The sequence below is a fragment of the Citrobacter cronae genome (assembly GCF_016893685.1).
In the GTDB taxonomy this organism is placed as follows: Bacteria; Pseudomonadota; Gammaproteobacteria; order Enterobacterales; family Enterobacteriaceae; genus Citrobacter; species Citrobacter werkmanii.
Genome location: NZ_CP069763.1, coordinates 2,103,000 through 2,126,007, shown reverse-complemented (window position 1 = coordinate 2,126,007; position 23,008 = coordinate 2,103,000). Strand labels below are relative to the sequence as shown.

Below are 23,008 nucleotides of genomic sequence, written 5' to 3'. Positions count from 1 at the left end.
TTACAGGCTATTGAAAACGCGGTTTTCTTGTTCCTGTACACGAATAAACGTTGTACGTTTGGTTAGCTCTTTCAGACGGGAGGCGCCAACATAAGTACAAGCTGAACGCAGGCCACCGAGGATATCGCGAGCGGTATTATCAACCGGACCACGCAGCGGCAGCTTAACGGTTTTACCTTCTGCAGCGCGGTACTGTGCAACACCACCTACGTGACGCGTCATGGCAGATTCAGAGCTCATACCGTAGAACAGCATGAATTTCTCACCGTTCTCTTCAACAATTTTGCCGCCACTTTCTTCATGACCAGCCAGCATGCCGCCGAGCATAACGAAGTCCGCACCGCCGCCGAATGCTTTTGCCACGTCGCCCGGCATTGTGCAGCCGCCGTCGCTGACAATCATACCGCCCAGACCATGCGCTGCGTCGGCACATTCAATCACTGCAGAAAGCTGCGGATAGCCAACGCCGGTTTTTACACGCGTGGTACATACAGAACCAGGCCCAATACCGACTTTGACAATGTCCGCACCGGAAAGTATCAGCTCTTCACACATTTCGCCGGTAACCACATTACCCGCACAGATCGTTTTCGTCGGCCATGCTTCACGCGCTTTTGACACAAACTGAACAAAATGCTCAGAGTAGCCATTTGCCACATCAATGCAGATAAAGTTCAGCGCCGGGTTGAGCGCCAGAATCTGTTTGGTTTTTTCGAAATCTGCGTCAGACGTGCCGGTGGAAACCATCACATGCTGGAGGATATCGGCAGAGCTATCCGCGATAAAGGCAGACCAGTCTTCAACAGAATAGTGTTTGTGCACAGCGGTCAGGATGTCGAAGGATGCCAGCGCCTTTGCCATGGCAAATGTCCCGACAGTGTCCATGTTCGCAGCGATAATTGGTACGCCGGACCAGGTCTGACCTGAATGCTTAAAGGTAAATTGACGTTCCAGCTCAACATCGGAACGGCTTTTGAGAGTAGAACGCTTAGGGCGGATAAGAACGTCTTTGAAACCTAACTTCAGATCTTCTTCGATACGCATGTGCGGATTCCTGGGGTTAATGGCGAAAAATCGAAACTCACAACTCCAGTGACGCTATCATACGCACTAATCAATGCCGCGCAAGACTGCGAAATTCTCTTTTTTTACGCTACAATCCCATAAATTTACCTGGCGAATAGTAGGTTAATCCTGCAGCAGCCTCGCCTTCGCGCGCTTAACTTTTAACTGTTTGATAATCAAACTTAAACTCCAGGATCTGCATCTATGAGGTATACAGTAGCCTTAACCGGCGGCATTGGCAGTGGTAAAAGCACCGTTGCAAATGCGTTCGCTGACCTCGGAATAAACGTGATTGATGCAGATATCATTGCGCGTCAGGTGGTTGAACCAGGTACGCCTGCCCTCATGGCGATTGAAGAACATTTTGGTTCCGACGTGATAGCCGCGGACGGTTCGCTACAGCGACGCATTTTACGCGAACGTATTTTTTCCAATCCTGAGGAAAAAAGCTGGCTAAATGCGCTGCTCCATCCGCTTATTCAGCAGGAAACACAGCGTCAGTTTGATCAAGCGACCTCGCCCTATCTGTTATGGGTTGTCCCGTTGCTGGTAGAGAATTCGCTGTATAAAAAAACCAACCGCGTGCTGGTGGTGGATGTCACCCCCGAGACCCAGCTCAGACGAACCATGCAGCGTGATGATGTGACGCGCGAGCATGTTGAACAAATTCTTGCTGCCCAGGCAACGCGTGAAGCGCGTCTGGCCGTGGCAGACGATGTTATTGATAATAATGGCGCACCGGAAGCCATCGCCTCAGATGTCGCCCGCCTGCACGCGCTCTATTTGCAATGCGCGTTGCAGTTTGTCTCACAGGAAAAACCGTAATGCACACCCAGGTCCTTTTTGAACACCCTCTCAATGAGAAGATGCGTACATGGCTGCGCATAGAGTTTTTGATCCAACAGCTCTCCGTTAATTTACCTATTGCAGACCATGCAGGCGCACTGCATTTTTTCCGTAATATCGGCGATTTACTGGATGTCTTTGAACGCGGTGAAGTTCGCACCGAACTCCTGAAAGAACTTGAACGACAACAGCGTAAACTCCAGGCCTGGGTTGAAGTTCCCGGCGTCGATCAAAGCAGAATCGACGCATTGCGCCAACAGTTAAAAAGCGCGGGCAGCATTCTGATTTCGGCCCCACGCATTGGACAAACGCTGCGTGAAGATCGCCTGATTGGCCTCGTGCGTCAGCGTTTAAGCATTCCTGGCGGATGCTGCAGTTTCGATCTCCCCACCCTGCATATCTGGTTACATTTACCACAGCCGCAACGCGACGCGCAGGTTGAAACCTGGCTTGCCAGCCTGAATCCACTCAACCAGGCGTTGTCGCTGGTGCTGGATTTAATTCGTAACTCGGCGCCGTTTCGTAAACAAACCAGCCTGAATGGTTTTTACCAGGACAACGGCGAAGATGCCGATTTGCTGCGCTTGCAGCTGCCGCTGGATTCGCAGCTTTATCCGCAAATTTCTGGTCATAAGAGCCGTTTTGCCATTCGTTTTATGCCGCTGGATAGCGAGAATGGCCAGGTGCCTGAGCGTCTCGATTTTGATCTGGCGTGCTGTTAAGGAGTCAACATGTCTGAACAAACCATCGTCAACTGCCCAACCTGCGGTAAACCCGTGGTGTGGGCTGAAGTCAGTCCGTTTCGCCCATTCTGCAGCAAACGCTGCCAGTTAATCGATCTGGGTGAGTGGGCCGCAGAAGAGAAACGTATCCCCAGCTCTGGCGATCTGTCGGAAAGCGACGACTGGAGTGAAGAGCAGAAATAATTCTGCTAAAACGGGATAAAGCAACGCCGCATCCGGCGTTGTATGTTGTTTTGCCTGATGGCGCTGCGCTTATCAGGCCTACGAACACCCTTAGCCCGCAATCAGCTTTTCAATTACCGGGGCATTCGCGGGCGGGAAGTCCTCCACATTCAGAGCATCTTGCGCAATCCACTGCGCCGGTTGCCCCTCTTTTCCCCACGGTTCGCCTTCCCAGCTTTCCACCAGCCAGAACCACAGCGTAATGTGCCGGTCCGGAAACTGATACTCCAGCTTTTCGAACAGTGAATTCTGAGTCGGTGTGATCCCAACTTCTTCCTGTAGTTCGCGAATCAGCGCCTGCTCTGGCGTTTCACCCGCTTCAATTTTCCCGCCGGGGAATTCCAGCTTATTTGCCATATGGGCATCCGCCGCACGCTGGGTGATAAAAATTTCATTGTGCTGGTTACGAATAATCCCGACGGCGATCTGCAATTTTTTCATTTTCATCGTCCATAAAAAAGGCGCAGAAGTCTGCGCCTTTTCAATAAGTTATTTTCTTAGCTCAGACGGCCATGACACTGTTTGTATTTTTTGCCGGAACCGCAAGGGCACGGATCGTTACGACCCACTTTACGCTCGCCGGTTTGTGCTGCCATCTCTTCTGCCGCGGCGGCATCGTCGCCTTTATGGCTCAACTGCTGCATCTGCGCTAAACGCTCAGCTTCTTCACGACGCTGCTGCTCCATCGCTTCTACTTCTTCAGGCATACGTACCTGAACTTTGCTCAGGGTGCTGATCACTTCATACTTCAGTGATTCCAGCATTGATGCAAACATAGAGAAGGATTCACGCTTGTATTCCTGCTTCGGATCTTTTTGCGCGTAACCACGCAGGTGGATACCCTGACGCAGGTAATCCATCGCCGCCAGGTGCTCTTTCCACAGCGAGTCGAGCGTTTGCAGCATCACGCCTTTTTCGAAGTGACGCATCATCTCTGCGCCCACAACTTCTTCTTTACGCTGATAAACTTCTACCGCATTTGCCAGAATACGTTCGCGCAGCGTTTCTTCGTGCAGCTCAGGTTCTTTATCCAGCCACTCTGAAATCGGCATATCCAGATCAAAGTCGTTTTTCAGGCGCTCCTGCAGACCCGGAATATCCCACATCTCTTCCAGAGACTGCGGCGGAATATAGGCATCAATCGTCGCTTTGAAGACGTCTTCGCGGATGCTGTTAATGGTTTCGCTAACGTCAGAGACATCCAGCAGTTCGTTACGCTGGGTGTAGATTGCGCGGCGCTGATCGTTAGCAACGTCATCATATTCCAGCAGTTGCTTACGAATATCGAAGTTGCGGCTTTCCACTTTACGCTGCGCGTTTGCAATCGCTTTCGTCACCCATGGGTGTTCAATCGCTTCACCCGGCTTCATACCCAGTTTACGCATCATGCCGGACACGCGGTCAGAGGCAAAAATACGCATCAGCGCATCTTCCATCGACAGGTAGAAACGAGACGAACCCGCATCACCCTGACGACCGGAACGACCACGCAGCTGGTTATCGATACGACGAGATTCATGACGCTCAGTACCGATAATATGTAAACCGCCGGCCGCTAACACCGCGTCATGACGAACCTGCCAATCAGCTTTGATCTGGGCGATCTGTTCCGGAGTTGGGTCTTGCAGCTCGGCAACTTCCGCCTGCCAGCTACCACCCAGCACGATATCGGTACCACGACCCGCCATGTTTGTCGCAATAGTGACGGCTGACGGATAACCCGCCTGGGCGACGATATCCGCTTCGCTGGCGTGGAACTTGGCGTTCAGCACGTTGTGCTTAATGCCTGCTTTGGTCAGCTCGTTAGAGACCACTTCCGATTTTTCAATGGAGATAGTACCCACCAGCACCGGCTGGCCATTAGCGGTACGCTCTTTAATATCTTCAATAATCGCCTGAATTTTTTCCGCTTCGGTCATGTACACCAGATCCGGTAAATCCTTACGGATCATCGGACGGTTGGTCGGAACGACCACGGTATCCAGTTTGTAGATGGAGCTGAATTCAAACGCTTCAGTGTCTGCAGTACCGGTCATACCGGCCAGTTTTTCGTACAAACGGAAGTAGTTCTGGAAGGTAATGGATGCCAGCGTCTGGTTTTCGTTCTGGATCTCCACGCCTTCTTTCGCTTCAACAGCCTGGTGCAGGCCATCGGACCAGCGACGCCCCTGCATCGTACGACCAGTGTGTTCGTCGACGATGATAACTTCGCCATCTTTCACGATGTAGTCGACGTCACGGGTAAACAGCACGTGCGCGCGCAGTGCGGCAGTCACGTGGTGCATCAGCATAATGTTGCCCGGAGAGTACAGCGACTCGCCCTCATCCATAATGCCTTCGTTCACCAGCAGTTCTTCAATCAGCACCAGACCACGTTCGGTCAGGTTAACCTGGCGTGCCTTCTCATCTACGGAGAAGTGACCTTCGCCCTGGAAAGTGTCGGAATCTTCCTTCTCCTGACGGATCAGGTGCGGAATGATTTTGTTCACTTTTTTATACATTTCCGAGCTGTCTTCAGCCGGACCGGAAATGATCAGCGGCGTACGCGCTTCATCGATCAAGATGGAGTCGACTTCATCGACCAACGCATAGTGCAGTTTACGCTGAACACGCTCTTCCGGGCTAAACGCCATGTTGTCACGCAGGTAGTCAAAGCCGTATTCGTTGTTGGTGCCGTAGGTAATATCGGCATTATAAGCTTCACGCTTAGCTGGCGCTGGCAGGCCAGACATGTTGATACCGACAGTCATGCCGAGGAATTCAAACAGCGGGCGGTTATTTTCGGCGTCACGCTGGGCCAGGTAGTCGTTCACAGTAACCACGTGTACGCCTTTCCCGCTTAACGCGTTCAGGTACGCCGGCAGCGTTGCGGTCAGGGTTTTACCTTCACCGGTACGCATTTCCGCGATGCAGCGATCGTTAAGCACCATACCGCCCAGCAGTTGAACGTCGAAGTGGCGCATGCCGAACACACGCTTACTCGCTTCGCGAACCACCGCGAACGCTTCCGGGATCAGGCTCTCAACGCTGGCGCCTTTTTCCAGACGGGCGCGGAATTCCGCGGTCTTTGCTTTCAGCTCATCATCGGAGAGTTTTTCCATCTCCGGTTCCATGGCGTTGATGACATTGACCACTTTACGCATACGACGCAGCGTACGTTCGTTACGGCTACCGAATACTTTTGTTAATAATTTGATTAGCATAATAAAATCTCAAACGCCCCGCGGTGCGGAGTCAAAAATTATAAGTTGGAAGGTTCTTTTTTAGCTGAGGCGTTGAGGGCCAGCGCGGATACCCTGCAGCTGGCTGATCCAGACCGGAACGCTAAACGCGGCCTGAGAGGTAAAGTGGGAGTATGTCACGCGACTCACGGTCGCTGGCGGTCTGCCTTCTTGCGTCAGCATCGCGCTGAGCGTATTCAATAACGCAAGATGGTGCGCCTGGATTGGCAACGGCTCTTCGGCAACGGGCAGCGCCTGAGGAGCCATAGCAAAAGAAAGATGGCGAATAACCGTACGAATAGCATGCTGATGCCAGTAGTCGACGGTAAAATTCGGGCGGCGATTGGTCGCTTCCAGCAAAGCAAGCTGGTTAAAGTTAACTTTAGCGCCTTGATCGTGATTGCTGGCGGTCGCCTTCGCGGGGGTATTAGGTTCAGCAGCATTACCGAGCGCGGGCAGGCCAAAACTAGCCGCGACCATCCCCAACAGGAGATGCGGCCAGAAGTACCGTCTGCCTAACTGTCGCCAGCGCGTCAGTATTCCACTCACGTTATTGCCACCTGATATACCCTGCGTTTGGGGTTACATATGCAAAACCATTTTTTGCGCACAAATATTACCATTAATGCGTTCGCACCACAGCAGTAATGACGCAAGTCGCGGGTAAATATGCTTAAGAAAGCAGCGATCGAACGCTATTTTACTCTGCCGGTGGGGAGAAAGTCGCTTCAGGGAAGGTGGTTTGCAATCGGAAAATAAAAAAACGACTGGTTCACCTGGCCGGAGAGAGTGCCAGATTAACCAGTCGAATTTATGCGACAGCGTATGTCGTTATGCCAGTACGGTCGAAGGTGCTTTGAACGCCAGCGGCAGTTCTGCATCGTCCTGGAAGGTCACATATTCCCAGGCTTCCTGTTTCGCCAGGACCGCCTGCAACAATTTGTTATTCAATGCATGACCGGATTTATACGCGGTGAATGCACCAATAATGTTGTGACCACACATGAACAAGTCACCAATCGCGTCGAGCATTTTGTGACGAACGAATTCGTCTTCAAAACGCAGGCCGTCTTCGTTCAATACGCGATAATCGTCAACAACGATGGCACAATCGAAGCTGCCGCCCAGGCACAGGCCGCGGGACTGCAGATATTCGATATCACGCATGAAGCCGAAAGTACGCGCGCGGCTGATCTGGCGCATGAACGCATCCGCAGAGAAGTTCATCGCGTAGCGCTGCGTGCTGGAGTCGATTGCCGGATGGTTAAAGTCGATGGTGAAATCCAACGTAAAACCATTATACGGCTTAAACTCAGCCCACTTATCGCCATCTTCGACACGAACGGTCTCTTTGATGCGAACAAATTTTTTGGCGCTGCTCAGTTCTTCAATACCCGCATCAAGCAGCAGATAAACGAACGGAGCGGCACTGCCATCCATAATCGGGATTTCCGGGGCGTTAACTTCAATAACGATGTTATCGATACCTAAGCCCGCCAGAGCAGCGTTAAGGTGCTCAACGGTTGAAATCCGTACATCATGCTCGTTGACCAGACACGTACAGAGCATGGTATCACGCACAGATTTGGCATCGGCCGGGAAATCTACCGGAGGATTCAAGTCGGTGCGACGATAGATGACCCCGGTGTTGGCCGGCGCAGGGCGTAATGTCAGGGTGACTTTTTTGCCGGTATGCAAACCGACGCCAGTCGCCTGAACGATACGTTTAAGAGTCCTTTGTTTGATCATCGTATAATCTCGCCAAATTACCTATCCAACCGAAGTGTACTATACATTCGGTGGGCCAGTTTAGCACAAAGAGCCACAATTCCCAAATTCCAGCTAATTCTTAATCAGCTTGCTTACGCAGGAACGCAGGGATATCCAGATAATCCGGCTCTTTGGTGGTTTGCGGCGTATTGTCGTTAACCACTTTCGCAACCGGTTTTTGCTCTTGCGTCAACGGCGCCATACCGTGCTGCTGGTAACGATCCATTACCGGCTGCTGGACCTGCTTGTTGGTTACCAGAGTGATTTCAGGACGCTTGTCCATACCAATTCCAGTCGCAACAACGGTCACGCGCAGTTCGTCGTTCATATCCGGGTCCAGAGAGGTACCGATAACCACGGTCGCGTTATCCGATGCAAAGGCACGGATGGTGTTACCGACGGTTTCGAATTCATCCAGACGCAGGTCGAAGCCCGCAGTAATGTTGACCAGCACGCCGCGCGCGCCAGACAGATCGATATCTTCCAGCAGCGGGGAAGAGATAGCCATTTCAGCCGCTTCTTCCGCACGGTCTTCACCGCTTGCCACGCCGGAGCCCATCATCGCGTAGCCCATTTCGGACATCACGGTGCGCACGTCTGCAAAGTCGACGTTCATCAGGCCCGGACGCGTGATCAGTTCAGCGATACCCTGGACTGCGCCTTTCAGCACGTCGTTCGCTGCGCCAAACGCATCCAGCAGGGAGATACCACGGCCCAGCACTTTCAGCAGTTTGTCGTTCGGGATAGTGATCAGAGAGTCCACGTGTTTGGACAGTTCGGTGATACCCTGCTCCGCGAATGCCATACGCTTCTTGCCTTCAAAGTTGAAAGGCTTAGTCACGACAGCAACGGTCAGGATACCTAAATCTTTTGCCACTTCAGCAACCACTGGCGCAGCACCGGTTCCGGTACCGCCGCCCATTCCTGCTGCGATAAACACCATGTCTGCACCGTCAAGCGCTGCACGCAGAGCTTCACGATCTTCGTCTGCCGCATTACGACCGACTTCCGGGTTTGCACCCGCGCCCAGACCTTTGGTGATGCCGCTACCAATCTGAATGGTCTGTCCAACCGCCGTTTTACGCAACGCCTGAGCGTCGGTATTCACCGCAAAGAATTCAACACCTTCGATGCGCTCGCGCACCATGTGTTCAACGGCATTACCGCCGCCGCCGCCGACGCCGATGACTTTAATCACCGCGTCATTGGTTAGTTCCATAGGTTCAAACATAGTTTCTCTCTCCGTTGTGCCTGTCGCCTGAGACCTTTAATGTGCGTCGGTCTCTTTAAAAATTAAAACTCTTTTCTCAGCCAGCTATTGAGTCGTTTAATCCACGAGCCAACTGACGCCGTTACGCGTTTTTCAACTTCAGCCTCACCACTCAAATGGGACTCTTTCCCGTAGTGAAGCAGCCCCACTGCCGTTGAATAATACGGCTCCTGGGCATAATCCGTCAGACCGGTAATATTCAGCGGTGCGCCAATACGGACTTGCGTATGGAACACGCGCTGTGCGCAGGCCGCAAGACCTTCAATTTGCGCTGCGCCACCGGTTAACACAATCCCCGCCGCCAGATGATGTTTCACCCCCTGCTGGCGAAGCTGTTCTTGTAATTGCAAAATTTCTTCGTTGACCAGGTTGAGCAGCTCGGTATAACGCGGCTCAATGACCTCTGCCAAAGTCTGACGCTGCAGGCTACGCGGCGGACGACCGCCCACGCTAGGCACCTCAACGCTCTCGTCTTTACCAACGATGGAGCCCAGCGCGCAGCCATGACGTACTTTGATGGCTTCAGCATCGCTCGGCGGCGTACCAAAGGCATACGCGATATCGCTGGTCACCACATTCCCTGCATAAGGGATCACTTTGGTATGGCGCAACGCCCCGCCAGTATAAACGGCGATATCCATTGTACCACCACCAATATCTACCACGCAGACACCCAGTTCACGTTCATCTTCCGTCAACACGGAATAACTGGCTGCCAGTCCGGCGAAAATCAGTTGGTCAACTTTCAGACCACAACGTTCAACGGCTTTGACAATATTCTTCGCCATGTCGTTGTGGCAGGTAATAAGATGCACTTTTGCCTGCATACGTACGCCGGAAAGACCTACCGGATTTTTGATACCTTCCTGGTAGTCAATGGCGTATTCCTGCGGAATAACGTGCAGAACACGATGTTCATCGCGCACGCGTACGGATTTTGCCGTATGTACGACGTTTTCCACATCTTCCTGCGTCACTTCCTCTTCGGAAATGGGCACCATACCAATTTCATTCTGACAGCTAATGTGTTTGCCGGAAAGCGCCAGATACACCGAGGATATCTGGCAATCTGCCATCAGCTCAGCTTGGTCAATGGCGCGCTGTACGCATTTCACCACTGACTCAAGGTCATTCACCCCGCCTTTATCCATACCTCGCGATGGGCAACTGCCCACGCCAATGATATTGACCATACCGTCGGGCAGAACTTCCCCTACTAAAGCGGCTACCTTCGCGGTGCCAATCTCCAGTCCAACTACCAGTTTTCTGTCCGTCGCCTTGATCATTGTTGTTCTGCCTGTGCCTGATTCTGTTGCTGATTAGATTCCTCAGGAGGCAAGGGAACCCAGCCTACTGCCGCTCCTGAGTCATAACGCAAATCAACGTAGCTAATCCGTTTGCCATCGGTTTGCGCCTGCTGCTGTAAAACCGGGTAGAGTTCCACAAAGCGAGCCAAACGTTTTATCGTATCGCCCCTGCCCAAATTGAGCTTAATATCGTTATTTAGCGTCAACTGCCAGGAACGACGCGCGGTCATCGCCGCTTCCTTCAGGGTGAATCTATCCTTAGCCAGCACCTGCCCCATATCGCGGAACCCTTGCAGCACTTCACTTGCGCTGCCTTCCGGTCCGTACAACATGGGTAATACCTGCTTATTGGCCCGACCGGATGGGACGCTGAACGTATTGCCTTCAGCATCCACCATGTGCTGGTCATTCCAACGCGCAATTGGCACATATTCAACCAGATGAATCTTCAATTCATCAGGCCATTGCTTTCTGACGCTCGCCTGTTTAATCCACGGGAGGCGTTCAATCTGACTCTGGATGATGTTCACATCCTGGGTCATAAAGGTTCCCGGCGCGCCCAGCGCCAGAATGGACTGACGGATATCATCATTGCGCGTGTAATGCCGTTCGCCGGTTAACACCAGTTTTGACAACGGCAAACGCTGCGCATCTTCCATCCATCCCAACACGACCCAGCCGCTGACAAACACGGTGCACAGCACTGTCAGCAGGAACAGTATTCCTGCAAGACGCGTTCCATTATTGCGGCGTGAGGAATTTACGTCTTCTTCATCACCGTTTCGCGTGTTCAGCGCAGCCTGCGACATATCAGTCCGCCAACTCCAGAATTCTTACCACCAACTGCGAGAAGCTCAGACCCGCCTGACGCGCCGCCATCGGCACCAGGCTGTGGCTGGTCATACCCGGAGAGGTATTGGCTTCCAGCAGATAAAACTGGCCATCGCTGTCCAGCATGACGTCAATGCGCCCCCAACCTTTACAGCCTAAGGCGGTCCACGCTTTCAGGACTAAATCCTGTAATTGGGCCTCTTGCTCGACTTCCAGACCTGCAGGGCAGAAATATTGTGTCTCATCAGAGAGATACTTCGCCTCATAATCATAGAAGGTTCCCGCGGGTTGGATACGTATTGACGGTAAAATTTCTTCGCCGAGTATCGCAACGGTAAATTCCGGGCCACTGAGCCATTTTTCAATCAGTACTTCTTCATCATGCTGAAAAGCCAATGCTAATGCACCCTGCAAAGCATTTTCTTCTTCAACTTTTGACATCCCGACGCTGGAACCTTCACGGCTTGGCTTAACAATCAGCGGCAAACCTAACGCAGAAATTTTTGCAACTACCTCATCGCTAAGACCTTTTTCGAACTCAGCGCGGGTCAACGCAACCCATGGCGCGACGGGTAAAGCTGCGCCCTGCCACAGCAGCTTGCTGCGCAGTTTGTCCATCGAAATCGCGGAAGCCATGACGCCGCTGCCGGTATAAGGCAGGCCAATTTGCTCCAGCATGCCCTGCAACGTGCCATCTTCACCGCCACGGCCGTGCAGCGCAATAAACACCTTCTGAAAACCCATTGATTTCAGAAGAGTGACATCAACCTCTTTAGGGTCAACCGGATGGGCATCCACGCCGCCTTCACGCAACCCGGCGAGCACAGCCGCGCCAGAGTTCAGCGACACTTCTCGTTCTGCGGAGGTGCCCCCTAACAGGACCGCGATTTTATCAGCCATGTTGTTCTTCCTCCGGATTTTGCGGCTTCAGTTTGATTTCAGCTAAGGAACGCGCAATTTTGCCTATATTTCCAGCGCCTTGCACCAAAATCAGATCATTGCCGGTTAATACCGGTGCCAACATTTCAGCCACCTGGGCCGGATCGGATACCAGAATAGGATCGATCTTACCGCGACCACGAATAGTACGGCACAGCGAGCGGCTGTCAGCGCCTGGAATGGCGGCTTCGCCCGCGGCGTATACATCCAGCATCAACAGCGCATCAACCTGAGTCAGCACGTTGGCAAAGTCATCGTACAAATCGCGCGTACGCGTATACCGATGCGGCTGGAACAGCATCACCAGATTTTTGTCCGGCCAGCCCGCGCGCGCGGCTTTAATCGTGGCATCCACTTCCGTTGGGTGATGGCCGTAATCATCAACCAGCATCGCGGTCCCGGCTTTACCGTTAACCGGCTCAAGCGGGAATTCGCCGAGGAAGTCAAAACGGCGTCCGGTACCCTGGAAACTTTCCAGCGCGCGCAGGATCGCGTCGTCTTCAATACCTTCTTCCGTTGCGACCGCTACCGCGGCAGCCGCGTTCAGCGCATTGTGGCGGCCCGGCGCGTTCAACGTTACGCGTAGTTCGGCCATCCCCTGACGCACCAGGGTGAAGTGTCCCTGCGGGCCGATCTGCTGGTAATCTTCAACGCGCACATCGGCATCATCACTGAAACCATAGGTTGTGGTTTGACGGCCAACTCGCGGTAGCAGTTCGCGGATCACCGGATCGTCAACGCACATCACCGCACGACCATAAAACGGCAAGTTATGCAGGAAATTAATAAACGTCTGCTTTAAATTTTCGAAGTCGCCATGGTAGGTATCCATATGGTCGGCTTCGATATTGGTGACAATCGCCACCATCGGCTGCAAATGCAGGAACGACGCATCGCTCTCGTCCGCTTCGGCAATCAAATAACGGCTATGACCCAGACGTGCATGAACGCCTGCGGCCTTCACCAGACCACCGTTAACAAAGGTCGGATCCAGCCCCGCTTCCGCGTAAATACTGGAGACCATCGCCGTGGTCGTGGTTTTACCATGCGTCCCGGCAATGGCGATGCCGTGACGAAAACGCATTAACTCCGCCAGCATTTCAGCGCGACGGATCACCGGAATGCGCGCTTCATGCGCCGCAACAATTTCCGGGTTATCCGCAGAAATGGCGCTGGAGACCACTACCACGCTCGCATCGCGTACGTTTTCCGGACGATGGTTGAAGAAAATCGTGGCACCGAGATTCGTCAACTGCTGCGTCACCGGATTTGGCGCTAAGTCAGAACCGCTGATCTGATAACCTTCATTGGCCAAAACTTCGGCAATACCGCCCATACCAGCACCACCGATGCCGACAAAGTGAATGTGCCGAACGCGACGCATTTCGGGCACGATGGAACGCAGTTTTGCCAGTTGTTGTGTATTCATTCTTTAGCCATTAACTTCTTAGTTCATGCGATGCAAAAGGCATCACCACAATTACGCCCGGGCAGCCCGGCTCACTTCATTTGCAACGCGTTCGGTGGCATCCGGTATGGATGCGGCGCGCGCACGTTCTGCCATGGTTAATAAAGTTTCTCGCGACCACCCGGCAAGGGTGCTGGCGACGGCATCCACAGTAAACTGTGGTTGCTCTAAAATTTTGGCGGCGCCCGCTTTTTCCAGCGGCAACGCATTCCAGTACTGCTGTCTGTCTTTGTGCTGGAACGGCACAAACAGCGCAGGTAAGCCTGCGGCGGCAATCTCACTCACCGTCAGCGCGCCGGAACGGCACACTACAACATCCGCCCATGCATAAGCGGCGGCCATATCATCAATAAACTCAGTGACCTTGTGCTGCGGTTGTCCGACCTCGGCATAAGCGTGTTCAACGGTTTGTTGCGCACCTTTACCGCTCTGGTGCCAGATAGTCACCGCCTCGCCAAGCTTTGCGGCAACCTGCGGCATCGTCTGGTTGAGAACGCGCGCGCCCTGAGAACCACCGACCACCAGCACACGAACCGGGCCTTCACGTCCAGCCAGACGCGCTTCGGGTAATGGCAGCGCCAGCACGTCCGTGCGTACCGGGTTCCCGACCACTTCCGCATTCGGGAAAGCGCCGGGGAAAGCCTGCATAACCTTCGTTGCAATCTTTGCCAGCCATTTATTGGTTAATCCCGCAATGCCGTTCTGCTCATGCAGTACGACCGGAATACCTAATGACCATGCGGCCAAGCCGCCAGGACCTGACACGTAGCCGCCCATACCGAGCACCACATCAGGCTTGAATTGCTTCATGATGGCGCGCGCCTGACGCCAGGCGTTAAAAATACGCACGGGTGCGGCAAGCAGTGCGTTAACGCCTTTGCCACGCAGACCGGAGATGCGAATAAAGTCAATTTCAATGCCATGCTTCGGCACTAAGTCCGCTTCCATACGATCGGCGGTGCCCAGCCAACGAACCTGCCAGCCCTGGGCCATTAAATGGTGCGCGACCGCCAGTCCCGGGAACACATGCCCGCCGGTACCGCCTGCCATCACCATTAACCGCTTCGGTTGACCACTCATCGTGCACCTCGTGTAAACGCCTGGGCTTTTTCCAGGCGCGTTTCATAATCAATACGTAACAAAAACATGATGGCCGTCGACATTATCAACAAACTGGAACCACCATAACTAATAAGCGGCAGCGTCAGGCCTTTGGTTGGCAGCATACCTGCCGCCGCGCCGACGTTTACTAACGCCTGGAAGCTAAACCAGATCCCGATGGAGCAGGCTAAAAAGCCTGAAAAACGGTGGTCAATTTCCAGCGCTTTACGGCCAATCGACATCGCGCGAAAAGCGACGAAGAATACCATTAAAAGTGCCAATACCACACCGATATAACCCAGTTCTTCCCCAATGATGGCGAAGATGAAGTCGGTGTGCGCTTCCGGTAAATACTCCAGTTTTTGGACTGAGTTGCCTAACCCTTGCCCCCAAACCTCACCACGGCCAAACGCCATTAGCGATTGCGTCAACTGGTATCCGCTGCCGAACGGATCTTCCCATGGATTCCAGAAAGAGGTTACGCGACGAATACGATACGGTTCGGCAAGGATCAGCAGCACGACCGCCGATATCCCCATGCCGATAATCGCAATGAACTGCCACAATTTAGCCCCGGCAAGAAACAGCATCGCCAGCGTGGTGACAAACAGCACCACTACCGTACCGAGGTCAGGCTGCGCCAGCAGTAATACGGCCAGCACCAGGATCACGCCCATCGGTTTCAGGAAGCCGCGCAGGTTGTTTCGCACTTCATCCACCTTGCGTACCAGGTAGTTGGCGAGATAACAGAACAGCGACAGCTTGGTAAATTCCGCAGGCTGAATACGCAGCGGCCCCAGAGCAATCCAGCGCGATGCCCCGTTAACGGAGCTCCCCACCACCAACACGATCAGCAGCATGATGATCGAGGCGATGAGCATCGTAGTGCTGTACTTCTGCCAGAACGCCATCGGCAGACGCAGTGTGACCATCGCCAAACAGAACGCCAGGAAGATGTACAGCGCGTCACGTTTAGCAAACAGGAAGGGGTCGCCCGCCAGACGTTGTCCTACCGGCATTGATGCCGATGTCACCATGATGAAACCAATTGCCGCCAGACCGAAGGTCAGCCACAGCAGCATGCGGTCATACATGATCAGGCTGTCCGCGTCTTTATCGCGCGAAGCCATCACCCAGCCTTTGAGTGCCGCGAAGATCCACGCCAGGACACCCAGTCCCGGTAAGCGCGGCATTCTCAGGCGAGGGAGAGATAAACGCATCAACCCAACTCCTTCGCCAGACGCGTAAAGACGTCACCGCGTTGCTCAAAGTTCTTGAACTGATCGAGGCTGGCACACGCTGGCGACAGCAGCACCATATCACCCGGCTTCACGCGCGGCGCGAGCAGACGCATTGCCTGCTCCATGGTTTCGGTTTGTTCGGCAACCTCAGGTCGCAGTGCCGCAAGCTGCGCGCCATCACGGCCAAAGCAGTACAGACGGATGTTGTCGCCGGCGAGGTAACGTTGCAGCGGCATAAAGTCAGCGGATTTCCCGTCGCCGCCCAGCAGCAGGTGCAGCGTACCGTCAACATGCAGGCCATTCAGCGCCGCTTCGGTACTGCCGACGTTGGTCGCTTTTGAATCGTTGATCCAACGCACACCGTTATGATTCAGTACCAACTGGAAACGATGCGCCAGTCCGGTAAAGGTGGTCAGCGCTTTCAGGCTTGACGCCCGCGGCAGACCCGCTGCATCAGCCAGCGCCAGCGCTGCCAGAGCGTTGGTATAGTTATGCTGGCCGGTAAGCATCATCTCTTTCACGTTGAGAACTTTTTCACCCTTCACCCGCAGCCAGGTTTCGCCCTGCTGACGATTAAGGTGATAGTCCCCCATGTTGACACCGAAGCTCACGCAACGCTCATCTGCGCCACGAACCGGCATGGTCAGCGCATCATCCGCATTGACCACGCAGACTTTCGCATTCTCATAAACGCGCAGTTTGGCCGCACGATACTGCTGCAAGCCAAACGGATACCTGTCCATATGATCTTCGGTGACATTCAAAATGGTGGCGGCTACGGCCTGTAAGCTGGAGGTCGTTTCAAGCTGGAAACTGGATAGCTCAAGCACATATAGCTCACGCTCGGCGTCCAGTAACATCAGTGCTGGCAGGCCAATGTTACCGCCTACGCCGACGTTAACGCCTGCTGCTTTTGCCATTTCGCCAACCAGCGTCGTAACCGTGCTCTTACCGTTAGAGCCGGTGATCGCGACGATCGGCGCCTGTGCTTCGCGACAAAACAGCTCAATGTCACCGACAATTTCAATCCCCGCATCGGCGGCGGCGCTCAGTGAAGGGTGCGCCAGGGCAATACCAGGGCTGGCGACGATGAGATCGGCGTCCAGCAGCCAGTCATCATTCAGGCTGCCAACATGACGCTCAACCGCTTCCGGTAATTTATCCAGGCCCGGCGGCGTCGCGCGGGTATCCATCACGCGCGGCGTCACGCCACGCGCCAGGAAGAAATCCACGCAGGATAGCCCGGTCAAACCCAGACCGATAATGACGACTTTTTTACCCTGGTAATCAGCCATGATTAACGTACCTTCAGCGTTGCCAGGCCAATCAGCACCAGCATCAGCGAAATAATCCAGAAGCGCACAATCACGCGCGGTTCCGGCCAGCCTTTCAGTTCATAGTGGTGGTGAATCGGCGCCATACGGAAGATGCGCTGTCCGCGCAGCTTAAAGGAACCGACCTGCAGAATGACCGACAGCGTTTCTACGACGAATACGCCGCCCATGATCACCAGCAGGAACTCCTGACGCAGCAGCACGGCAATAATGCCCAGCGCGCCGCCCAGCGCCAGCGATCCGACGTCGCCCATAAAGACCTGCGCCGGATAGGTGTTAAACCACAGGAAGCCTAACCCCGCGCCGACAATCGCCGTACAGACGATCACCAGTTCGCCGGCATGGCGTAAATACGGAATGTGCAGATAGTTAGCGAAGTTCATGTTCCCGGTCGCCCATGCCACCAGCGCAAAACCCGCAGCCACGAACACGGTCGGCATAATCGCCAGGCCATCCAGACCATCGGTGAGATTGACCGCGTTACCGGTACCCACAATGACGAAGTACGCCAGCAGGACGTAGAACAGTCCCAGTTGCGGCATCACGTCTTTAAAGAACGGCACGACCAGTTCGGTCGCCGGGGTATCTTTCCCCGCCAGGTACAGCGCAAAGGCTACGCCCAGCGCAATCACCGACATCCAAAAATATTTCCAGCGCGCGATCAGTCCTTTAGTGTCTTTGCGTACCACTTTGCGGTAGTCATCGACAAAACCAATAATCCCGTAACCGACCAATACCACCAGCACGCACCAGACGTATGGGTTCGACGGGTATGCCCACAGGAGCACGGAGATAACAATCGCGGTAAGGATCATGATCCCGCCCATGGTCGGCGTACCGCGTTTACTAAAGTGTGATTCCGGGCCGTCGTTACGTACGACCTGTCCAAAGGACATTTTTTGCAGGCGGGCGATCATGCGCGGGCCCATCCACAAAGAGATGAACAGCGCGGTCAGCAGGCTGACGATGGCGCGAAACGTCAGATAGGAAAAGACGTTAAAGCCGGAATAATATTTGACCAAATGTTCGGCCAGCCAAACTAACATGTCCCATTCTCCTGTAATGCGCGTACTACCTCTTCCATGGCGGCACTACGTGAACCCTTCACTAAAATCGTCATGATCTGATGTTCCGCAATCAGCGCCTTGAGATGAGCGACCAGCGCGGTTTTATCCGCAAAATGCTCGCCAACGCCGCTGGCGTCGCTAATTGCCTGACTCAGTTTCCCTGTACTCAGTACACGGTCGATGCCCGCGTTTTTCGCAGCAACACCTACCTGTACGTGACATGCTTCGCTTTCCGCGCCAAGCTCTGCCATATCGCCCACCACCAGCACGCGGTAGCCCGGCATTTCGGACAGCACCTGTACCGCTGCGGTCATCGAGCCGACGTTAGCGTTGTAGGAGTCGTCCAGCAGCAGCTGATTTTCTGCCAGTTGAATCGGGAACAGACGCCCCGGTACCGCTTGCAGATCCTTCAGGCCCTCTTTGATCGCCTCAGGCGTCGCGCCTACCGCCATAGAGAGCGCAGCCGCCGCCAGGGCGTTGGCAATGTTGTGACGACCCGGCAACGGCAGCAGAACATCAATGCTTCCGGTTGGCGTGCGCAGCGAAAACTCCGTACCGTGCGAGGTCACGTGAACGTCAGCCGCCGAAAAATCGCTGTTGGCCGCATTCGGGGAGAAGCGCCAGACTTTGCGATCGCCAATAATGCTCTGCCAGTTCAGCCAGTCGTTGTTATCAGCGTTCATGATGGCGATGCCATTCGCTGACAGACCGCCAAAAATCTCACCTTTAGCCTTCGCAACGCCCGCCAGAGAGCCGAAACCCTCCAGATGCGCGGCAGCAAGATTGTTCACCAGCGCCGCTTCCGGACGCGTCAGGCCAACGGTCCAGGCGATTTCGCCCTGATGATTGGCGCCGAGCTCGATCACGGCATAGTCGTAATCGTTGTTTAAGCGCAGCAACGTCATCGGTACACCGATGTCGTTGTTCAGATTGCCCGCGGTGTATAGGGTGTTGCCACACTGGCTCAGAATGGATGCCGTCATCTCTTTAACAGACGTTTTGCCGGATGAGCCGGTTAGCGCGACCACGCGCGCCGGAACCTGGGCGCGAACCCACGCTGCCAGTTCGCCGAACGCCAGACGGGTGTCTTTTACAATAACCTGCGGTAAATCAATATTGAGTGGACGGCTGACTAACAGCGCGCCTGCTCCCCCGTCTTTCGCCTTGTCGGCAAAATCGTGGGCATCAAAGCGTTCGCCTTTCAGCGCCACAAACAGGCAGCCCGGCGTCACTTTACGCGTATCGGTTGTCACTGCATCGAGGGTCAGGTCGCCCCCTTTTAGTTCGCCACGGAGGATCTCCGCCAGTTGGCTGAGCGTTACGCTAATCATGCGATCACCCCCAGCAGACGCGCTGCCGTGACGCGGTCAGAATAGTCGAGACGCTGTGAACCAACGATCTGGTAGTCTTCGTGCCCTTTCCCGGCCACCAGCACCACGTCGTTTTCTTTCGCCTGCATGATGGCGTTAGTCACTGCTTCGGCGCGACCTTCCATCACCTTCGCCTGTCCGGCATCCAGCATCCCCGCCAGAATGTCGTTGATGATGGCGCGCGGTTCTTCGGTACGCGGGTTGTCATCGGTCACCACGACCACATCAGCAAATTGTTCGGCAATCGCGCCCATCAGCGGACGTTTGCCTTTGTCGCGATCGCCACCGCAGCCAAAGACGCACCACAGTTTGCCGGTACAGTGCAGACGCGCCGCCTGCAGCGCTTTTTCCAGCGCATCCGGCGTATGGGCATAATCAACCACCACGGTGGTTTTGCCCGGCGCGCTGAACACTTCCATGCGCCCGCAAACCGGTTGCAATTGTGTCGCTGTTTTTAGTAAATCAGCTAACGGATATCCCAGCGCCAGCAGCGTTGCCAGCGCCAGCAGCAGATTGCTGACGTTAAACGCGCCCATCAGGCGGCTTTCAATTTCGCCCTCCCCCCATGAGGAGGTAAAGCGAATCGTTGCCCCGCTGTCGTGATACTTCACCTCAACGGCTTTTAACCAACGACCATGACAGTTCGGGTTGATGTGGTCTTCCATCGAAACGGCCACCGCATCCGGAAGTTTGGCCAGCCAGCGACGACCGACCTCATCATCCGCATTGACGATGGCCTGACCGCAATGGTGCGTGGAGTACAGCAGCCATTTCGCGGCTTCGTAATGTTCCATGTCACCGTGGTAGTCGAGATGGTCACGGCTTAAGTTAGTAAACACTGATGCGGCAAACTTCAGCGCCGCGACGCGATGCTGAACCAGACCGTGGGAAGAGACTTCCATCGCGCCAACCGTGGCGCCCTGTGCAACCAGCCCCGCCAGCACATGCTGGACATCAACGGCTGAACCGGTGGTATTTTCTGTTGGAATCACTTTGCCCAACAGACCATTGCCAACGGTTCCCATCACCGCGCTGGTTTCACCCAGCAGTTGGCTCCACTGCGCCAGCAATTGAGTAGTGGTCGTTTTACCGTTGGTCCCGGTCACGCCAACCAGACGCATTTTTTCAGAAGGCTCGTGGTAAAAACGGCCCGCCAGTGCAGATAAACGCTCATTAAGCTGGCTGAGATAGATAACCGGAACGCCGTGCATTTCACGGATTTCACCATCAGTCGCTTCATCTTTTGCTTCTGCAATAATGGCAGCCACACCTTGCGCTATCGCCTGCGGGATATACCGACGCCCGTCCGCCTGATGACCCAATACTGCGACAAAGAGATCGCCCGATGCAGCCACACGGCTGTCGAGCGTCATCTCCCGCAGTGCTCGCTCCGGTGCACCCGGCACCCATGGAGCAAGAAGGTCGCGCAAATTACGATCTGCCACCTGTTGCCTCGCCTTGATTATTCACAAATTCACTTTTATCGCCCGTTGCCAGCGCATCCGGTTCGATGTTCATGGTGCGTAGTACGCCGCCCATGATGGCACCGAAGACCGGCGCGGAAACGGCGCCACCGTAGTATTTACCCGCCTGCGGATCGTTGATAACAACAACCAGCGCGAAGCGCGGCTGACTCGCAGGCGCAACGCCTGCGGTATAAGCAATGTATTTGTTGATGTAGCGACCATCCGGCCCTACTTTTTTCGCCGTACCGGTTTTGATGGCGATGCGATAGCCTTTAATCGCCGCCTTCACGCCACCGCCTCCGGGCAGCGCTACGCTTTCCATCATGTGCACCACGGTACGAACGGTCGCTTCCGGGAAAATACGCTCGCCCGGAACAGGAGGGTCAACTTTGGTAATCGACAGCGGGCGATAAACGCCATAGCTGCCGATCGTTGCATAGACTCGCGCTAACTGTAACGGGGTTACCATTAGCCCATAGCCGAAAGAGAAGGTGGCCCTCTCTATGTCAGACCACCGTTGTTTTTGAGGATATAAGCCACTGCGTTCTCCGACCAACCCCAAATTGGTCGCTTTTCCCAGCCCAAAACGTGAGTAAGTATCTACTAACGCTGAGGACGGCATCGCTAACGCCAGCTTAGAAACACCGACGTTACTCGACTTCTGCAAAACCCCGGTAAGGGTCAATTCGCTATAACGCGCCACGTCTTTGATTTCGTGACCATTAATTCGGTAAGGAATCGTATTGAGTACGGTATTTTCGCGTACCACTCCACGCTGCAGCGCCGTCATTACCACCATTGGTTTGACGGTAGAACCCGGTTCAAACACGTCGGTAATGGTACGGTTACGCATGACATCTTTTTGCGTACCGGAGAGATTATTGGGGTTGTAGGACGGGCTGTTCGCCATCGCCAGCACTTCACCGGTGTTGACATCCACCAGCACGGCGCTGCCGGATTCCGCTTTGTTGAACGCGACGGCATTATTCAGTTCACGGTAGACCAGCGCCTGTAAACGCTCATCAATGCTCAGCGCAAGGTTGTGCGCCGCCTGGCTGTCGGTAGAGGAGATATCTTCAATTACGCGGCCATAGCGGTCTTTACGTACGATACGTTCGCCCGGCTGTCCGGTGAGCCACTTATCGAAGCTCTTCTCAACGCCTTCAATCCCCTGGCTGTCAACGTTAGTAAAGCCAATGAGGTGAGCGGTCACTTCTCCGGAAGGATAGTAACGACGGGATTCTTCACGCAGGTGAATACCTGGCAGCTTGAGTTTTTTGATGTAGTCGGCCATGTCAGGGTTAACCTGACGCGCCAGATAGATAAAGCGCCCTTTCGGGTTGGCGTTAATACGGGAAGCCAGTTGGTCGAGCGGGAGATTAAGCGCGGTCGACAGCGCTCTCCAGCGTTCACCAACGCTCACGCCGCCTGCGTCATGCACCTCTTTCGGATCGGCCCAAATCGCCTTCACCGGAACACTCACCGCCAGCGGACGGCCCGAACGGTCGGTAATCATCCCGCGCGATGTAGAGACTTCCTGTACGCGCAGGGAGCGCATGTCGCCCTGACGCACCAGCATATCCGGCGCGATGATTTGCAGCCAGGCGACGCGTCCCAGCAGGAAACCCAGTGCCAGCAAAATACAGCCGCACAGTAACGCAAAACGCCAACTGACAAAGTTGGCTTGTTCTTCCTGGCGTTTTGGTTTGTGCGTTTTTGCCGCTGCTTTCATGCGTCGCGTTTATCC

Annotated in this window: 20 protein-coding genes; 3 read left to right on the top strand and 17 right to left on the bottom strand. The window is 54.4% G+C overall.

Annotation, left to right across the window (positions count from 1 at the left end; translation table 11 throughout):
* On the bottom strand, positions 1-1,044 hold the full coding sequence (locus tag JSN25_RS09085) for a GMP reductase (protein WP_085048308.1): 1,044 nt from the start codon (positions 1,042-1,044) through the stop codon (positions 1-3).
* 225 nt (positions 1,045-1,269) lie between these two features.
* Here JSN25_RS09085 and coaE point away from each other — a divergent pair, with 225 nt between their 5' ends.
* From coaE to yacG, 3 genes are read left to right on the top strand one after another with little or no spacing between them, the layout of a single operon-like run.
* Complete coding sequence (gene coaE, locus JSN25_RS09080) at positions 1,270-1,890, top strand: dephospho-CoA kinase (RefSeq protein WP_204525640.1); 621 nt, start codon at positions 1,270-1,272, stop codon at positions 1,888-1,890.
* Positions 1,890-2,633 carry a cell division protein ZapD gene (gene zapD / locus JSN25_RS09075; RefSeq protein WP_038637234.1) on the top strand — a complete coding sequence of 248 codons (744 nt, stop codon included), beginning with the start codon at positions 1,890-1,892 and terminating at the stop codon, positions 2,631-2,633. The genes coaE and zapD overlap by 1 nt, the downstream gene beginning before the upstream one ends.
* Positions 2,634-2,642: 9 nt before the next feature.
* On the top strand, positions 2,643-2,837 hold the full coding sequence (gene yacG / locus JSN25_RS09070) for a DNA gyrase inhibitor YacG (protein WP_003018740.1): 195 nt from the start codon (positions 2,643-2,645) through the stop codon (positions 2,835-2,837).
* A 90-nt stretch (positions 2,838-2,927) separates the two neighbouring features.
* Here yacG and mutT read toward each other — a convergent pair whose 3' ends face one another.
* The 16 genes from mutT to ftsI form a co-directional block, all read right to left on the bottom strand.
* Entirely contained in the window at positions 2,928-3,317 is a 390-nt protein-coding gene (gene mutT, locus JSN25_RS09065; RefSeq protein WP_038642991.1) for an 8-oxo-dGTP diphosphatase MutT, read from the bottom strand.
* A 56-nt stretch (positions 3,318-3,373) separates the two neighbouring features.
* Positions 3,374-6,079 (bottom strand): preprotein translocase subunit SecA, encoded by a 2,706-nt coding sequence (gene secA, locus JSN25_RS09060; RefSeq protein ID WP_038637231.1) that lies wholly within the window; start codon positions 6,077-6,079, stop codon positions 3,374-3,376.
* A 60-nt stretch (positions 6,080-6,139) separates the two neighbouring features.
* Entirely contained in the window at positions 6,140-6,646 is a 507-nt protein-coding gene (gene secM, locus JSN25_RS09055; protein WP_038637228.1) for a secA translation cis-regulator SecM, read from the bottom strand.
* A 282-nt stretch (positions 6,647-6,928) separates the two neighbouring features.
* A complete protein-coding gene (gene lpxC / locus JSN25_RS09050; protein WP_006686706.1) occupies positions 6,929-7,846 on the bottom strand; it encodes a UDP-3-O-acyl-N-acetylglucosamine deacetylase in 918 nt (305 codons plus the stop codon).
* Positions 7,847-7,946: 100 nt separating this feature from the next.
* Positions 7,947-9,098: a cell division protein FtsZ gene (gene ftsZ, locus JSN25_RS09045; protein WP_003018753.1), complete on the bottom strand. Its 1,152-nt coding sequence runs from the start codon at positions 9,096-9,098 to the stop codon at positions 7,947-7,949.
* 62 nt (positions 9,099-9,160) lie between these two features.
* On the bottom strand, positions 9,161-10,423 hold the full coding sequence (gene ftsA / locus JSN25_RS09040; protein WP_003018755.1) for a cell division protein FtsA: 1,263 nt from the start codon (positions 10,421-10,423) through the stop codon (positions 9,161-9,163).
* A complete protein-coding gene (gene ftsQ, locus JSN25_RS09035) occupies positions 10,420-11,253 on the bottom strand; it encodes a cell division protein FtsQ (RefSeq protein ID WP_038637223.1) in 834 nt (277 codons plus the stop codon). Before ftsQ ends, ftsA begins: the two co-directional genes overlap by 4 nt.
* A gap of 1 nt (position 11,254) precedes the next feature.
* The gene (locus JSN25_RS09030; RefSeq protein WP_087857660.1) at positions 11,255-12,175 is read right to left on the bottom strand and encodes a D-alanine--D-alanine ligase; all 921 of its coding nucleotides are present in this window, start codon (positions 12,173-12,175) and stop codon (positions 11,255-11,257) included.
* On the bottom strand, positions 12,168-13,643 hold the full coding sequence (murC, locus tag JSN25_RS09025) for a UDP-N-acetylmuramate--L-alanine ligase (RefSeq protein WP_085048311.1): 1,476 nt from the start codon (positions 13,641-13,643) through the stop codon (positions 12,168-12,170). The genes JSN25_RS09030 and murC overlap by 8 nt, the downstream gene beginning before the upstream one ends.
* 51 nt (positions 13,644-13,694) lie before the next feature.
* Positions 13,695-14,762 (bottom strand): undecaprenyldiphospho-muramoylpentapeptide beta-N-acetylglucosaminyltransferase, encoded by a 1,068-nt coding sequence (murG, locus tag JSN25_RS09020; RefSeq protein WP_038637216.1) that lies wholly within the window; start codon positions 14,760-14,762, stop codon positions 13,695-13,697.
* On the bottom strand, positions 14,759-16,003 hold the full coding sequence (ftsW, locus tag JSN25_RS09015; RefSeq protein WP_038637214.1) for a cell division protein FtsW: 1,245 nt from the start codon (positions 16,001-16,003) through the stop codon (positions 14,759-14,761). Before ftsW ends, murG begins: the two co-directional genes overlap by 4 nt.
* Positions 16,003-17,319, bottom strand: coding sequence for a UDP-N-acetylmuramoyl-L-alanine--D-glutamate ligase (gene murD / locus JSN25_RS09010; RefSeq protein WP_204525639.1), 1,317 nt, complete (start codon positions 17,317-17,319; stop codon positions 16,003-16,005). The genes ftsW and murD overlap by 1 nt, the downstream gene beginning before the upstream one ends.
* A 2-nt stretch (positions 17,320-17,321) precedes the next feature.
* The gene (mraY, locus tag JSN25_RS09005; RefSeq protein ID WP_016151694.1) at positions 17,322-18,404 is read right to left on the bottom strand and encodes a phospho-N-acetylmuramoyl-pentapeptide-transferase; all 1,083 of its coding nucleotides are present in this window, start codon (positions 18,402-18,404) and stop codon (positions 17,322-17,324) included.
* Complete coding sequence (gene murF, locus JSN25_RS09000; protein ID WP_204525638.1) at positions 18,398-19,756, bottom strand: UDP-N-acetylmuramoyl-tripeptide--D-alanyl-D-alanine ligase; 1,359 nt, start codon at positions 19,754-19,756, stop codon at positions 18,398-18,400. Before murF ends, mraY begins: the two co-directional genes overlap by 7 nt.
* Positions 19,753-21,240, bottom strand: coding sequence for a UDP-N-acetylmuramoyl-L-alanyl-D-glutamate--2,6-diaminopimelate ligase (murE, locus tag JSN25_RS08995; RefSeq protein ID WP_038637205.1), 1,488 nt, complete (start codon positions 21,238-21,240; stop codon positions 19,753-19,755). The genes murF and murE overlap by 4 nt, the downstream gene beginning before the upstream one ends.
* Positions 21,227-22,993 (bottom strand): peptidoglycan glycosyltransferase FtsI, encoded by a 1,767-nt coding sequence (gene ftsI, locus JSN25_RS08990; protein ID WP_038637202.1) that lies wholly within the window; start codon positions 22,991-22,993, stop codon positions 21,227-21,229. The genes murE and ftsI overlap by 14 nt, the downstream gene beginning before the upstream one ends.
* Positions 22,994-23,008 lie beyond the last annotated feature (15 nt).

Coding starts and splice junctions, on each gene's coding strand:
- JSN25_RS09085 (WP_085048308.1), bottom strand. CDS start 1,044: ATGCGTATCGAAGAAGATCTGAAGTTAGGTTTCAAAGACGTTCTTATC.
- coaE (WP_204525640.1), top strand. CDS start 1,270: ATGAGGTATACAGTAGCCTTAACCGGCGGCATTGGCAGTGGTAAAAGC.
- zapD (WP_038637234.1), top strand. CDS start 1,890: ATGCACACCCAGGTCCTTTTTGAACACCCTCTCAATGAGAAGATGCGT.
- yacG (WP_003018740.1), top strand. CDS start 2,643: ATGTCTGAACAAACCATCGTCAACTGCCCAACCTGCGGTAAACCCGTG.
- mutT (WP_038642991.1), bottom strand. CDS start 3,317: ATGAAAAAATTGCAGATCGCCGTCGGGATTATTCGTAACCAGCACAAT.
- secA (WP_038637231.1), bottom strand. CDS start 6,079: ATGCTAATCAAATTATTAACAAAAGTATTCGGTAGCCGTAACGAACGT.
- lpxC (WP_006686706.1), bottom strand. CDS start 7,846: ATGATCAAACAAAGGACTCTTAAACGTATCGTTCAGGCGACTGGCGTC.
- ftsZ (WP_003018753.1), bottom strand. CDS start 9,098: ATGTTTGAACCTATGGAACTAACCAATGACGCGGTGATTAAAGTCATC.
- ftsA (WP_003018755.1), bottom strand. CDS start 10,423: ATGATCAAGGCGACGGACAGAAAACTGGTAGTTGGACTGGAGATTGGC.
- ftsQ (WP_038637223.1), bottom strand. CDS start 11,253: ATGTCGCAGGCTGCGCTGAACACGCGAAACGGTGATGAAGAAGACGTA.
- JSN25_RS09030 (WP_087857660.1), bottom strand. CDS start 12,175: ATGGCTGATAAAATCGCGGTCCTGTTAGGGGGCACCTCCGCAGAACGA.
- murC (WP_085048311.1), bottom strand. CDS start 13,643: ATGAATACACAACAACTGGCAAAACTGCGTTCCATCGTGCCCGAAATG.
- murG (WP_038637216.1), bottom strand. CDS start 14,762: ATGAGTGGTCAACCGAAGCGGTTAATGGTGATGGCAGGCGGTACCGGC.
- ftsW (WP_038637214.1), bottom strand. CDS start 16,003: ATGCGTTTATCTCTCCCTCGCCTGAGAATGCCGCGCTTACCGGGACTG.
- murD (WP_204525639.1), bottom strand. CDS start 17,319: ATGGCTGATTACCAGGGTAAAAAAGTCGTCATTATCGGTCTGGGTTTG.
- mraY (WP_016151694.1), bottom strand. CDS start 18,404: ATGTTAGTTTGGCTGGCCGAACATTTGGTCAAATATTATTCCGGCTTT.
- murF (WP_204525638.1), bottom strand. CDS start 19,756: ATGATTAGCGTAACGCTCAGCCAACTGGCGGAGATCCTCCGTGGCGAA.
- ftsI (WP_038637202.1), bottom strand. CDS start 22,993: ATGAAAGCAGCGGCAAAAACGCACAAACCAAAACGCCAGGAAGAACAA.